This window comes from Streptomyces sp. AC1-42W (assembly GCF_003248355.1).
In the GTDB taxonomy this organism is placed as follows: Bacteria; Actinomycetota; Actinomycetes; order Streptomycetales; family Streptomycetaceae; genus Streptomyces.
Map to the genome: position 1 here is coordinate 2,485,565 of NZ_QKWY01000001.1, position 12,755 is coordinate 2,498,319.

Below are 12,755 nucleotides of genomic sequence, written 5' to 3' on the forward strand. Positions count from 1 at the left end.
TCGGATGAGCGGCGGGCAGGACGGGGCGATCGCCCGGGGCTGGGCGGCGGTCGTCGCCGCGGCCCGCCGGACGGCGGCCGAGGGGCTGGTCGTCGGAACCTCCGGAAACGTCTCCCTGCGGATCGGCGACACCGTGCTCGTCACCCCCAGCGGAGTGCCCTACGACCGGCTCCGCCCCGAGGACCTGACCGGCGTCGATCCGGAAGGCAACCAGATCCTCGGAAAACTGGCCCCCACCAGCGAACTCCCCCTCCACCTCGCCATCTACCGGAACACCGGAGCGAGCGCCGTCGTGCACACCCACGCGGTGCACGCCACCGCCGTCTCCACCCTGGTCACGGAGGTCCCCCCGATCCACTACGCCGCCGCCCTGCTCGGCGGCACCGTCCGGGTCGCCCCCTACGCCCGCTACGGCACCCCCGAACTCGCCCGGAACATGCTCACCGCCCTGCGCGACCGCACCGGCTGCCTGCTCGCCAACCACGGCACCGTCACCCACGGCGCCACCCTCGACCAGGCGTACGAGCGCACCGCCCAGCTCGAATGGCTCTGCCGGGTCTGGCTCACCGCGAACTCCCTGCCCGGCCGCACCCCCACCCTGCTCACCCCGGACCAGCTGAACGCCGCGGCACAGGCCCTCAAGGGCTACGGACAGCGCTGAGGCTGCCCGCGTACCCGGCCCCGGCGGCGATCCGGCCCCGGCGGCACGGGAAGCGGCACGGAAAGCGGCACAGAAACGGGTACGACCCGCCGCCGTACGGCCCTGCCCGCTGGCATCGGGCCGCCCCGACCCCGACACTGAGGGTGTGCGCCCGGTTACAGCGACGGCAGCGGCCGTCACCACACTCATCGGCGCCGGCGCGGCAGCCGTCGCGGCCGGCCGGATCGCCGGCGACGTCGCGCTGAAGACGCCGCCCGGACGCCCCCTCCCCGCCGACCCCGAACTCACCGTCCACGCCACGGCCGCCGGACAGATCACCCTGACCCGGTCCCTCACCTCGCTGCGCCCCGGCACCTACGGGCTGGCGGGCAAGGACGTCCACGCCGTCATCGGCCCCGTGCTCGACCGGGCCCACCAAGCGGCCGACACCGTCGTACGACGGCTGGAACGCGTCGGTCACGGCGTCCTGGCCCCCGGCGACAAGGTCCGCATGACACCCCAGGTGCACAGCGGCGACCCCGGCAGCGCCCTCGGCCTCGACTTCCGCGAGGCGGAGATCCCCGGCGAACTCGGCGCGCTGCCCGCCTGGCTCGTCCCCGCACCCCGCGCCACCTGGGTCATCACCGTCCACGGCATCGGCACCACCCGCGAGCACCCCCTGAACCTCCTGGGCTTCCTGCACGGCCAGCAGTTCCCCGTGCTCGACATCGCCCACCGGGGCGATCCCGGCGCCCCCCGCTCCCCGGACGGGCTCGGCCACCTCGGCGAGTCCGAGTGGCGCGATCTGGACGCCGCCATCCGCTTCGCCGTCCGCAACGGCGCCCGGCGGGTCATCCTGTACGGCTGGTCCACCGGCGCGACCATGGCCCTGCACGCCTGCGCCGGCTCCGCCCACCGGGACCGGATCGCCGGCCTCGTCCTCGACTCCCCGGTGCTCGACTGGACCGACACCCTGCGCGGCCTCGCCGCAGCCCGGGGTGTCCCCGCCGCGCTGCTGCCGCTCGCCGTGCGCGCCGCCCAGGGCCAGACCGGGCTCGGCGGCACCGGACTCCTCGACACCTCGCTGCCGCTCAGCCTGCACGTCCCGACCCTGATTTTCCACGGCCCCGACGACACCCTGGCCCCCTGGAAGCACTCCCGCCGGCTCGCCGCGGGCCGCCCCGACATCGTCACCCTGCACACCGTGGACCACGCGCCGCACGCCGCGATGTGGAACGCCGACCCGGCCCGCTACGAGGAGACCCTGCGCCGCTTCCTCACGCCCCTGATGTGAGCCGATGTGCCGGTTCGGCCGTTTGGTGCCCGCCGGGCGCACGGGCCTGCGAAGATCCGGTGAACCGCGTTCCGTTTGGGCTTTCGGGCCGTCAGGGGCAAGACTGCTCCCCGTGACGTCCCGTACCCCGCGCGACTCCAGGCTGCGACTTGTCCGCCCGCGACCCCTCACCACCGCTCGCAAGGCAGTGACCACCCGGCGCACCAGGCCCGCGCCGCGCCCGCCCGAGGGCACCCCGCCCAGGGCGGAACTGGCGCGCCAGGCCAGGACGGCCCTCGCCGACGCCGTACGGATCGCCCGCTGGGCGGCCGACGGGGGCGACCCCGGCAGCCCGCCGCTCGCCGCGGGCGCCCTCGAACACGTCGCCGCCGCGCTGGAACTCTCCCCGGCGCAGGTCCGCTCCGGCTGGGACCGGGCCCGCCTGGCCGGGCTCGTCGAACTCCACGGCGACACCGCGCGGCCCGGCTGGCGGCTGCGCGCCTGGGACCGGGACGACTCCGCCGTGCTCCGGGGCTGGGTTGCCCTCTTCGACGCCTGGTCGCTCGTCCACCCCGCGCCGCTGGACGTCGAGTCCACCGTCGTCGCCGAGGCCGTCGAAGCCGTGCCCCAGGTCCTCTCGCTGCTCCAGCTCTCGGCCGGACCCGTGCCCGTACCGGCCCTGCTCGACCTGCTGGGCCAGCGCGTCGCCGAACTCCACGAGGAGCGCTGCGAGGTCCCCTACGGCCCCGAGCCGCTGCCCGGCCCCGCCGAACCGGCCCCCACCGCCCACGCCCCGGAACTCGTCGCCCTCCTGCTCGACTGGGCCCTCGAAGGGCTCGCCGCCGTGGGCGCGCTCACCCTCGGCAACGGCCACGCCACCCTCACCCCGCTCGGCAACTGGGCGGTCTGGGTCAAGCTGGAACAGATCTGCGTCGCCGCCCAGAGCCCGGCCGGCAACATCGAGCAGGCCGCCGCCGACATGCTCCTGGGCTGCGCCCGGCTCACCCCCGGCCCCGCCCGCGCCGAATACCGCGCCTGGCTGGCCGCCCGCCCGGTCGGCAGCGCCGTCGCCGAACTCCTCGACGTCGCCCGCGGCGAGGACGCCCTGCTGCGGGGGCTCGCCTTCGAGGCGCTGCGCGTCGTCGGCGCCCCCGCCGAACCCGAGGTCCGCGCCGTCCTCGCCGACCCGCCGCTGCGCCCGTACGCGCTGCTCTGGCTCGCCGAGTACGACGGGACCGACCCGGAGGACGCCCAGGAGGTGCTCAGCCGCGAGGAGGCCACCTGGCTCTGGGTGGACACCGCGGCGGCCGTCGCCGACCACGGCGAGACCGGCCTCCTGGTGCGCCACCTCGACTCGGCGGTCCAGGGCACGGTCCCGGCCCTGCTGGACGAGATCCGCGCCGTCGGCCATCCGCGCACCGTCCAGGTCCTGGTCGCCCTGGCCGCCGCCCACCCGGACCCGGCCCTGGCCAAGGCCGTCCGCAAGGCGGCGTTCCAGGTCCACACCGGGGGCTCCTGACCGGGGCGGGGTGGGGGAGCGGCGCACCGGGCGCGGAAAAGTCGTTGGACACCGCCAGTAGACTGACTTTTATGGCAGTCCTCCTGAGACCGACCGGCGAATGAAGGGCGGCGTCGCGGGTCTGGGCACGCACGTCTGCGGCGTTGTCGTCAATCAACAACGCTCCGCGTTGCCTCAATCCTCCGCCTTGCAGCCGCACGCACCCAGGCCCGCTCCTTCATCCGCCCTTCCTTCACCGGTCGGTCTTGTGCGTGTGCGTGAGTAACGGCGTTCAGTCGTCACCGCCTGTCGTTCCTCCGCCCTTCCTTCCGCTCTGGAGTACCTCCCCGTGATCACCGCCTCCGGCATCGAGCTGCGCGCCGGCGCCCGTCTCCTCATCGAATCCGCCAGCTTCCGCATCGCCAAGGGCGACCGCATCGGCCTCGTCGGCCGCAACGGCGCCGGCAAGACGACGCTCACCAAGTGCCTGGCCGGCGAGGGCACCCCCGCCGCCGGCACCATCACCCGCTCCGGCGAGGTCGGCTACCTCCCCCAGGACCCCCGCACCGGCGACCTCGACGTACTGGCCAGGGACCGGGTGCTGTCCGCCCGCGGCCTGGACGAGATCCTGCGCAAGATGCGGGAGAACGAGGACCGGATGGCGAACGGCAAGGGCGCCACCCGCGAGAAGGCGATGAAGAAGTACGAGCGCCTGGAGACGGAGTTCCTCACCAAGGGCGGGTACGCCGCCGAGGCGGAGGCCGCCACCATCGCCGCCGCGCTCAGCCTGCCCGACCGGGTGCTCGGCCAGCCGCTGCACACCCTCTCCGGCGGTCAGCGCCGCCGCGTCGAACTGGCCCGCATCCTCTTCTCGGACGCCGACACCCTGCTCCTGGACGAGCCCACCAACCACCTCGACGCGGACTCCATCGTCTGGCTGCGCGACTACCTCAAGACCTACCGCGGCGGCTTCGTGGTGATCTCCCACGACGTCGAACTGGTCGAGACCGTCGTGAACAAGGTCTTCTACCTCGACGCCAACCGGTCGCAGATCGACGTCTACAACATGGGCTGGAAGCTCTACCAGCAGCAGCGCGAGGCCGACGAGAAGCGCCGCAAGCGCGAGCGCCAGAACGCCGAGAAGAAGGCCGCCGCCCTCAACGCGCAGGCCGACAAGATGCGCGCCAAGGCCACCAAGACCGTCGCCGCCCAGAACATGGCCAAGCGCGCCGACCGGCTGCTGTCCGGGCTGGAGGAGGTCCGGGTCGCCGACAAGGTCGCCAAGCTGCGCTTCCCCGACCCCTCGCCCTGCGGCAGGACGCCCCTGATGGCGGAGGGCCTGTCCAAGTCCTACGGCTCGCTGGAGATCTTCACCGACGTCGACCTGGCGATCGACAAGGGCTCCCGCGTCGTCATCCTCGGCCTCAACGGCGCCGGCAAGACGACGCTGCTGCGGCTGCTCGGCGGCGCCGAGCAGCCCGACACCGGCCGCGTCGTCGAGGGCCACGGCCTCAAGCTCGGCTACTACGCCCAGGAGCACGAGACCCTGGACCCGGACCGCACGGTCCTGGAGAACATGCGCTCCGCCGCACCCGACCTGGACCTCGTCGCCGTCCGCAAGACGCTCGGCTCGTTCCTGTTCTCCGGGGACGACGTGGACAAGCCCGCCGGGGTGCTCTCCGGCGGTGAGAAGACCCGCCTCGCCCTGGCCACGCTGGTCGTCTCCTCCGCCAACGTCCTCCTGCTGGACGAGCCCACCAACAACCTGGACCCGGCCAGCCGTGAGGAGATCCTCGGCGCGCTGCGCACGTACAAGGGCGCCGTCGTGCTCGTCACCCACGACGAGGGCGCGGTCGAGGCCCTCCAGCCGGAGCGCATCATCCTGCTCCCGGACGGCATCGAGGACCTGTGGGGCGCCGACTACCGGGACCTGGTCGCGCTGGCCTGATCCACCGCACCGGATCATTCGGCCCAGCGGGAATCCATCATCTGCGTGAGTACGTCTCGTACCTCGGCGCGGCGCCCGGCAGACGGCTGCCGGGCGCCGTCGTTTCCGGCGCCCAGCCCTTGGGGGCCCTGACCTGGACGTTCCTCCGCGGGCCCCGGCCGGGCGGTTCGCAGGTGCCGTCGGCATGGGGCATTCCGGGCCCGCGGGCGCACCACCGGGGCGTGAATCCGGTCGCACCGACCTTGCCGAATGGGTGGCCAGGAAGCGCCCGAGGGGTGATCATGAGAGTCCAGAGCGCACTTCCCATGAGGAGGCACGGGTGGCCGAGACTCTGAAGAAGGGCAGCCGGGTGACCGGCGCCGCGCGCGACAAGCTCGCGGCAGACCTGAAGAAGAAGTACGACTCCGGTGCGAGCATCAGGGCGCTGGCCGAGGAAACCGGCCGCTCCTACGGGTTCGTCCACCGGATGCTCAGCGAATCCGGAGTGACGCTCCGCGGACGCGGTGGCGCCACACGAGGCAAGAAGGCCGCGACGGCCTGACGGCCGGCAGCGGACGGGGCACGTCACGGGACGGCCCCGGCGGGCTCCCGGTCCGGGTGCGGCCACCCGGTCGATCGTATGCTCGATCCGGTGGTTACTGTTCAGTCACTTAGCTCCATGTGCTGACTGCACCCGATCCGGAGGCTCCGTATGACCTCGCTCGACTCCGTGCTCGACAAGGACGGCGTACGACTCACCGTCGACGACGCGGTCGCCACGGTGACCCTCACCAACCCGGCCAAGCGCAACGCCCAGTCTCCCGCTCTGTGGCGGGCGTTGACCGAGGCCGGACGGGCCCTGCCCGGCAGTGTGCGGGTCGTCGTGCTGCGTGCCGAAGGCGTGTCGTTCTCCGCCGGACTCGACCGCCAGGCGTTCACCCCCGAGGGGTTCGACGGCGAGCCGTCGTTCCTGGACATGGGGCGCGGCCCGGAGGCCGAGCTGGACGCGCTGATCGCCGGGTACCAGGAGGCGTTCACCTGGTGGCGCCGCAACGACCTCGTGTCGATCGCGGCCGTCCAGGGGCACGCCATCGGCGCGGGCTTCCAGCTCGCCCTCGCCTGCGACCTGCGCATCGTCGCCGACGACGTCAAGTTCGCCATGCGCGAGACCAGCCTCGGACTGGTCCCCGACCTCACCGGCACCCACCCCCTGGTCCACCTCGTGGGCTACGCCCGCGCGCTGGAGATCTGCGCCACCGGCCGCTTCGTCCACGCCGACGAGGCCGAGCGCACCGGCCTGGCCAACCTCGTCGTGCCCGCCGGGGAGCTGGAGGCCGCCGCCCGCGATCTGGCCGGCGCCCTGCTCGCCGCCCCGCGCGACGCCGTCATCGAGACCAAGGCCCTGCTGGGCGGTGCCCTCTCGCGTACGTACGAGGAGCAGCGCGCCGCCGAACGGGCCGCGCAGGGCCGCCGCCTGCGCGACCTGGCCGGCGCCCTCGACTGACGTACGCCGGTCCACGACCGATGTACGGGCCGGGCCGACCCGGGCGCGCACCGGCCGGCCCGCCGCTGCGCCCCCGGGTCAGCCGGCGGGGGACTCCCCGGACACCGCCGTGACCAGCACCGCGACCGGCTCCCGGCCCTCCGGGACGCCCGCCACCGCCTCCCGGACCGCCCGCGCCACGTCGAGCGCGCGGTGACCGCCCCGCGTCGCCAGCTCGATGCGCACATGGTCCTCGCCCGTCCGCACCGCCGGGCCCAGCACCCCGGTCAGCGCGGCCACCCCGGTCACCGAGGCGGCGGCGCGCCCCACGGCGTCCGCCGCGGCCGCCGGGCGCACCTCCACCGGCTCCGGCTCCACCCGTTCGGGCGCGCCGTCGAGCAGCCCCGTCACCCGGACGTCCACTTCGGCGACCACCAGTCCGAGCCGTCGCGCGGCGGCCGACAGAAGGGCCGCGCGCAGTGCTTCGGCGGCTGCGGGCAGGGGCCGGTCGGCCGTCGCGGTCATCGTCGCCTCGATTCGTAGGGGGCCCGGCGGCAGCGCGCTCGGGGGCGGGGGCACCTGGGCGGCGGGGGCGGAATCCGGGTCGGCCACGGCGATCCGCAGCTCCCCGAGGACCGGACCCGCCGCCGGGTCGTACACCGCCCGGCGCAGCACCGCGACCGCCGCCCGTTCCGCGATCCAGGCGCCGTCCGCCGGACCGCCCAGGGGGAGCAGCCGCCCCAGCGAGAGCCGTTGCCGTACCGCGGCCGTCCACGCGTGGGCCCTGTGCGGGCCGTCAGCCGTCGTCATGGCCACCAGACTGCCGTATCCACGGCGCGAGTCGGGGCAAGCGCCCTTAATGTGGGCAAAGAAGTCAAACCTGCCCCGAAGGGAAGAACGGCGATGACCGAGACCCCACAGCGGAACCGGCCCGAGAACCCCGACAGCGGAACCTCGGGCGGCAGCAGTCTGACCAAGCGCGGCGGCGGCGACCCCGGCACCCGAGGCCGCACGACGATCGCCGACGGGGTCGTCGAGAAGATCGCCGGAATGGCGGCACGGGACGTCGTCGGGGTGCACGCGATGGGCAGCGGCCTGTCCCGCACCTTCGGCGCGGTCCGCGACCGGGTCCCCGGCGGCTCCAAGTCCGTCACACGCGGCGTCAAGGCCGAGGTCGGCGAGTCCCAGACCGCGCTGGACCTGGAGATCGTCGTCGACTACGGCGTGTCCATCGCCGACGTCGCCCGCGACGTACGGGAGAACGTCGTCGCGGCCGTCGAGCGCATGACGGGCCTGGAGGTCGTCGAGGTCAACATCGCCGTCAGCGACGTGAAACTGCCCGACGACGACGATGACGACGACGGGTCGGAGTCGCGCGTCCAGTAGGTCCAGGCGTCCGCAGCAGCTGAGGAGCACACACGATGAGCATGGCTGTGGTCGGCCTGTTGGCCGGCATGGCGCTCGGTTTCGCCGGGTATTTCGGCGGGTTCGGCGCCTTCCTGCTGGTGGCCGCCCTCGGAGCGGTCGGCTTCGTCGCCGGCCGCTTCTTCGACGGCGACCTCGAACCCGGTGACTTCTTCCGGAGTCGCGAGCGCGGCGACCGGCGGAGGTGACGGCGTTGTCGGGGGCGAGCGGAGCGGTCGAGGCCGGGCAGCGGGGAGAGACGAGGATCGCCGACCGGGTGGTCGCGAAGATCGCCGCACAGGCGGCGAAGGAGGCGGTCGACGCGGCACCGAAGGAGGCCGCGTCCCCGCGCGCCACGGTCACCGTGCACCGGGAGACCGCCCGCGTACGGGTGAGCCTGGAGCTGGGATATCCCGGTGACATCGGCCACCAGTGCGGTGCCGTGCGTCGGAGGGTCGCCGAGCGGGTAAAGGCGTTGGCGGGGATGGAGGTGCCCGAAGTGGCCGTACAGGTCGAGCGCCTGCACCCCGCGGGAGCGAGCCTCGCGGCACAGGGGAGGATGCGATGAACCGGCCCCACGACCCGGACGACGGCACCCGGAGGCAGGCCGGCCCCGGACCGGTGGAACAGGGCGACGTCCTCCAGCTCGACCAGTCCGCCTCCTCGGCGGACTACGAACCCGCGCCGGACGAGGAGCGGCCCGCCGGCGGCGCGGGCCGCTTCTGGTCCGCCCGCCGCATCCCCGCCGGCCTCGTCGCCGCGGTGGTCCTCGGCGCGAGCGGCCTGCTCCTCTACGACGTGGCGGCGGTCCGCGCCGGACACCCCGCGATGCAGTGGCGCCGCTCCCTGGCGGACGGACTGGCGACCCGCCGCCTCGACGACGTCTGGGTGCTGACCGGCGCGTCCGTCGCCGCGGCCCTGGGACTCTGGCTGCTGCTCCTGGCGCTCACCCCCGGGCTGCGCGACCTGCTGCCGATGCGCCGTACCCACCCCGATGTGCGCGCCGCGCTCGACCGTACGGCCGCCGCCATGGTCCTGCGGGACCGGGCCGTCGAGGTGGCGGGCGTCCAGTCGGTCCGGGTCCGGATGGGCCGCTCCAACGTGGGGGTGCGCGCCGTGTCGCACTTCCGGGAACTCGACGACGTACGGGCCGACCTGGACACCGTGCTGTCCACGGGCATCCGGGAACTGGGACTCGCCAGGCGGCCGCGCCTGTCGGTCCATGTCCGCCGGCCGGCGAAGAAGGGGTGAACGGCGTGCTCAGGACCGTCAACCGGGTACTTCTGGCGCTCGCCGGACTGGTACTGATCTGCGTGGGCGGCGGCGTGCTCGCCGCCGCCGCAGGACTTTCCGTACCGTCCTGGTGGCCCTGGTACGGCAAACACGACGTACTGCTCAGCGACGCCGACCGGGACCGCTGGCGCGGCGAGGGCTGGTGGTGGCCGACCGTGATCGCGGTCCTCGCCGTCCTGGTGATCCTCGCCCTGTGGTGGCTGCTCGCCCAGCTGCGCCGCTCCCGCCTCTCCGAGGTGCTGGTGGACAGCGGCGACGGCGAGGGCGCCCTGCTGCGCGGCCGGGCCCTGGAGAGCGTGCTCGCCGGGGAGGCGGGCGCCCTGGACGGGGTCTCCCGCGCCCAGGTCACGCTGACCGGCAAACGCTCGGCCCCGGCCGCCCGCGTACGGCTGCTGATGGAGGCGCACGCCGCGCCCGAGGAGGCGCTCGGCCGGCTGGGCGACGAGGCGCTGGCACACGCGCGGGACTCCGCGGGGCTGGCCCGGCTGCCTGCCGAGGTCCGGCTCAAGGCGGTCAAGCACCGGGCCGCGCGCGTCAGCTGACGACGGTACGGGCCGGGGCGCGGGGCGTGCGGCCCCGCGCCCCGGCCCCGCGCGGGCTCAGAAGCCGTGCCGGTGGCCGCCGTCGACCGGCACCATGATGCCCGTCAGATACGAGGCGGCGGGGGAGAGCAGGAACGCCGCCGTGCGGCCGAACTCCTCCGGGGTGCCGTAGCGGCGCAGCGGGATGTTCGCCTCGTTCGCGGTGCGCGCCGCCTCCGCGTCGCCGGAGAGCGCGTCCAGCTCCCGCACCCGGTCCGTGTCGATCCGGGCCGGCAGCAGCCCGACCACCCGGATGCCGCGCGGCCCCAGCTCGTCGGCCATCGACTTGGCGACTCCGGCCAGGCCGGGGCGCAGCCCGTTGGAGATGGTCAGACCGGGGATCGGCTCATGGACGGAGCCGGAGAGCACGAAGCCGATGACCCCGCCCTCGCCGAGGGCCGCGGCGGCCGCCCTGGCCAGCCGTACCGCCCCCAGGAAGACGGACTCGAAGCCCGTCCGCCACTGCGCGTCGGTGTTGTCCGCGATGCCGCCGGGCGGCGGTCCGCCGACGCTGATGAGGATGCCGTCGAGCCGGCCGAGCCCCTCGCGGGCCGCCTCCACCAGCCGTTCGGCGGCGGTCGGGTCGGCGTTGTCCGCGGCGAGCCCCACGGCGTCCGGCCCCAGCTCCCCGGCGGCCTCGCGGGCGCGCTGTTCGTCGCGACCGGTGATGATCACCTTGGCGCCGTCCGCGACCAGGGCCCGCGCGGTGGCGAAGCCGAGCCCGCGCGTCGCGCCGGTGACGATGTACACACGGTCCTTCAGTCCGAGATCCATGGCCCTATCCTGCCGTGCCGGACTCCGCACCGCCCTCGGCGGCCCGCTCCTCGGCCGGCCGGGCCTCCGCCAGCGCGACCGCCGTACCGACCAGGCCGATGTGGCTGAACGCCTGCGGGAAGTTGCCGAGCTGGCGCCCGGCCGCCGTGTCGTACTCCTCCGCCAGCAGCCCCACGTCGTTGCGCAGCGCCAGCAGCCGTTCGAACAGCTCGGTGGCCTCCTCGGTGCGCCCGGTCAGCCGCAGCGCGTCCGCCAGCCAGAACGAGCAGGCCAGGAAGGCGCCCTCGCCGCCCGGCAGCCCGTCGATGGAGCGGCCGTCGGTGCTGTAGCGGCGCACCAGGCCGCCGCTGCCCAGCTCCTCGCGGACCGCGTCCACCGTGCCGATCACCCGGGGGTCGTCCGGCGGCAGGAAGCCGGTGCGGGCGATCAGCAGCGTCGCCGCGTCCAGCTCCCGCGAGCCGTAGGACTGGGTGAAGGTGTTGCGGACCGGGTCGTAGCCCTTCTCGCAGACCTCCCGGTGTACGGCGTCCCGCATCGCCCGCCAGCGGTCGGCGTCCCCGGCCAGCGTGGGGTCCTCCTCCAGACTGCGCACCGCCCGGTCCGCCGCGACCCAGGCCATCACCTTGGAGTGCACGAAGTGGCGCCGCTGCCCCCGGATCTCCCACAGCCCCTCGTCCGGCTCGCGCCAGGTGGACTCCAGGAACCCGAGGAGGCTGAGCTGCAGGCTCCAGGCGTGCGGCTTGTCGTCGAGACCGGCGTCGCGGGCCAGCCGGAGCGAGTCGATGACCTCCCCGTACACATCCAGCTGGCGCTGGCGCACCGCCGCGTTGCCGATCCGGACCGGGGCGGAGTTCTCGTAGCCGCGCAGCCAGTGCAGTTCGGACTCGGGGAGTCTGCGCTCGCCGGCCAGCCCGTACATGATCTGGAGGTCCGCCGGGTCGCCGGCGACCGCGCGCAGCAGCCAGTCCCGCCAGGCGGCCGCCTCCTCCAGATAGCCGGCCGAGATCAGCGCGCCCAGGGTGAGCGTGGAGTCGCGCAGCCAGCAGAACCGGTAGTCCCAGTTCCGTACGCCGCCGATCTCCTCGGGCAGCGAGGTGGTGGGGGCCGCCACGATGCCGCCGGTCGGGCCGAAGGTGAGCGCCTTGAGCGTGATCAGCGAGCGGACCACGGCTTCCCGGTAGGGCCCCTCGTACTTGCAGCGGGAGGACCACCGAGCCCAGTCGGACAGGGTGTTCTCCAGCGCCTCGAAGGGATCGACGCGCTTGGGGCGCGGCGAGTGCGAGGGGTGCCAGGTCAGGACGAAGGCCACCTTCTCGCCCGCCGAGACGCTGAAGGACGAGCAGGTCGAGAACTGCTGGCCCCAGGTCTTGACCGGCGGCTCGCTGCGCAGCCAGGCCGAGTCCGGCCCGGCGACGGCGACCCGGTGGCCGTCCGAGCGGCGCATCCACGGCACGATGGACCCGAAGTCGAAGCGCAGCCGGATCACGGACGACATGTCGACGGTGCCGCTGACACCCTCGACGATCCGCATCACGTCCGGTTCCTTGTCGCGCTGCGGCATGAAGTCGATGACCTTGACGGTGCCGGTGCGCGTCTCCCAGTACGTCTCCAGGACCAGGGACTCGCCCGCGTAGGCGCGCCGGGTGCACACGTCCGCGCCCTTGGGCGCGATCCGCCAGTGGCCGTTGTCCTCGTCGCCGAGCAGGGCGGCGAAGCAGGCGCCCGAGTCGAAGCGGGGCAGGCACAACCAGTCGACAGAACCGTTTTTGCCGACGAGGGCCGCGGTCTGGAGATCGCCGATGAGGGCGTAGTCCTCGATGCGTGGGGTCACGTTCAGGCGTCTTCCCGAACCGGGCCCCCGTTAAGCAGGGAGTGTGCCAGG

At 74.1% G+C, this 12,755-nt stretch carries 14 protein-coding genes; 11 read left to right on the forward strand and 3 right to left on the reverse strand.

Going from position 1 to position 12,755, the window contains the following annotated elements; all coding sequences use genetic code 11:
- Nucleotides 1-4 precede the first annotated feature (4 nt).
- The 6 genes from DNK56_RS11425 (at nt 5) to DNK56_RS11450 (ending at nt 6,842) form a co-directional block, all read left to right on the forward strand.
- Complete coding sequence (locus tag DNK56_RS11425) at nt 5-661, forward strand: class II aldolase/adducin family protein (protein ID WP_111333187.1); 657 nt, start codon at nt 5-7, stop codon at nt 659-661.
- Nucleotides 662-806: 145 nt separating this feature from the next.
- Nucleotides 807-1,934, forward strand: coding sequence for an alpha/beta hydrolase family protein (locus DNK56_RS11430; RefSeq protein WP_111333189.1), 1,128 nt, complete (start codon nt 807-809; stop codon nt 1,932-1,934).
- A gap of 187 nt (nt 1,935-2,121) precedes the next feature.
- Complete coding sequence (locus tag DNK56_RS11435; protein ID WP_111333191.1) at nt 2,122-3,432, forward strand: hypothetical protein; 1,311 nt, start codon at nt 2,122-2,124, stop codon at nt 3,430-3,432.
- A gap of 328 nt (nt 3,433-3,760) precedes the next feature.
- Nucleotides 3,761-5,359, forward strand: a complete 1,599-nt coding sequence (locus tag DNK56_RS11440) for an ABC-F family ATP-binding cassette domain-containing protein (protein WP_111333193.1) — start codon at nt 3,761-3,763, stop codon at nt 5,357-5,359.
- Between the two features lie 319 nt (nt 5,360-5,678).
- Entirely contained in the window at nt 5,679-5,900 is a 222-nt protein-coding gene (locus DNK56_RS11445) for a helix-turn-helix domain-containing protein (RefSeq protein ID WP_018518904.1), read from the forward strand.
- Between the two features lie 150 nt (nt 5,901-6,050).
- Nucleotides 6,051-6,842, forward strand: a complete 792-nt coding sequence (locus DNK56_RS11450) for an enoyl-CoA hydratase/isomerase family protein (protein WP_111333195.1) — start codon at nt 6,051-6,053, stop codon at nt 6,840-6,842.
- Between the two features lie 78 nt (nt 6,843-6,920).
- Here the strand turns inward: DNK56_RS11450 and DNK56_RS11455 are convergent, their stop codons facing one another.
- On the reverse strand, nt 6,921-7,631 hold the full coding sequence (locus DNK56_RS11455; protein ID WP_111335694.1) for a hypothetical protein: 711 nt from the start codon (nt 7,629-7,631) through the stop codon (nt 6,921-6,923).
- 93 nt (nt 7,632-7,724) lie between these two features.
- Between DNK56_RS11455 and DNK56_RS11460 the strand changes: the two genes are divergently transcribed.
- The 5 genes from DNK56_RS11460 to amaP are packed head-to-tail and all read left to right on the forward strand — an operon-like array spanning nt 7,725 to nt 10,060.
- Nucleotides 7,725-8,207, forward strand: a complete 483-nt coding sequence (locus tag DNK56_RS11460; RefSeq protein ID WP_111333197.1) for an Asp23/Gls24 family envelope stress response protein — start codon at nt 7,725-7,727, stop codon at nt 8,205-8,207.
- Nucleotides 8,208-8,242: 35 nt separating this feature from the next.
- Complete coding sequence (locus DNK56_RS11465) at nt 8,243-8,434, forward strand: hypothetical protein (protein ID WP_111333199.1); 192 nt, start codon at nt 8,243-8,245, stop codon at nt 8,432-8,434.
- Nucleotides 8,431-8,793: an Asp23/Gls24 family envelope stress response protein gene (locus tag DNK56_RS11470; RefSeq protein ID WP_111333201.1), complete on the forward strand. Its 363-nt coding sequence runs from the start codon at nt 8,431-8,433 to the stop codon at nt 8,791-8,793. Before DNK56_RS11465 ends, DNK56_RS11470 begins: the two co-directional genes overlap by 4 nt.
- Entirely contained in the window at nt 8,790-9,476 is a 687-nt protein-coding gene (locus tag DNK56_RS11475) for a DUF6286 domain-containing protein (RefSeq protein WP_111333203.1), read from the forward strand. The genes DNK56_RS11470 and DNK56_RS11475 overlap by 4 nt, the downstream gene beginning before the upstream one ends.
- Nucleotides 9,473-10,060 carry an alkaline shock response membrane anchor protein AmaP gene (amaP, locus tag DNK56_RS11480; RefSeq protein ID WP_111333205.1) on the forward strand — a complete coding sequence of 196 codons (588 nt, stop codon included), beginning with the start codon at nt 9,473-9,475 and terminating at the stop codon, nt 10,058-10,060. The genes DNK56_RS11475 and amaP overlap by 4 nt, the downstream gene beginning before the upstream one ends.
- A gap of 57 nt (nt 10,061-10,117) precedes the next feature.
- Here the strand turns inward: amaP and DNK56_RS11485 are convergent, their stop codons facing one another.
- Both DNK56_RS11485 and DNK56_RS11490 read right to left on the reverse strand, forming a co-directional pair.
- Nucleotides 10,118-10,873 carry an SDR family oxidoreductase gene (locus DNK56_RS11485; protein WP_111333207.1) on the reverse strand — a complete coding sequence of 252 codons (756 nt, stop codon included), beginning with the start codon at nt 10,871-10,873 and terminating at the stop codon, nt 10,118-10,120.
- Between the two features lie 4 nt (nt 10,874-10,877).
- Nucleotides 10,878-12,704, reverse strand: a complete 1,827-nt coding sequence (locus DNK56_RS11490; RefSeq protein ID WP_111333209.1) for a glycoside hydrolase family 15 protein — start codon at nt 12,702-12,704, stop codon at nt 10,878-10,880.
- Nucleotides 12,705-12,755 lie beyond the last annotated feature (51 nt).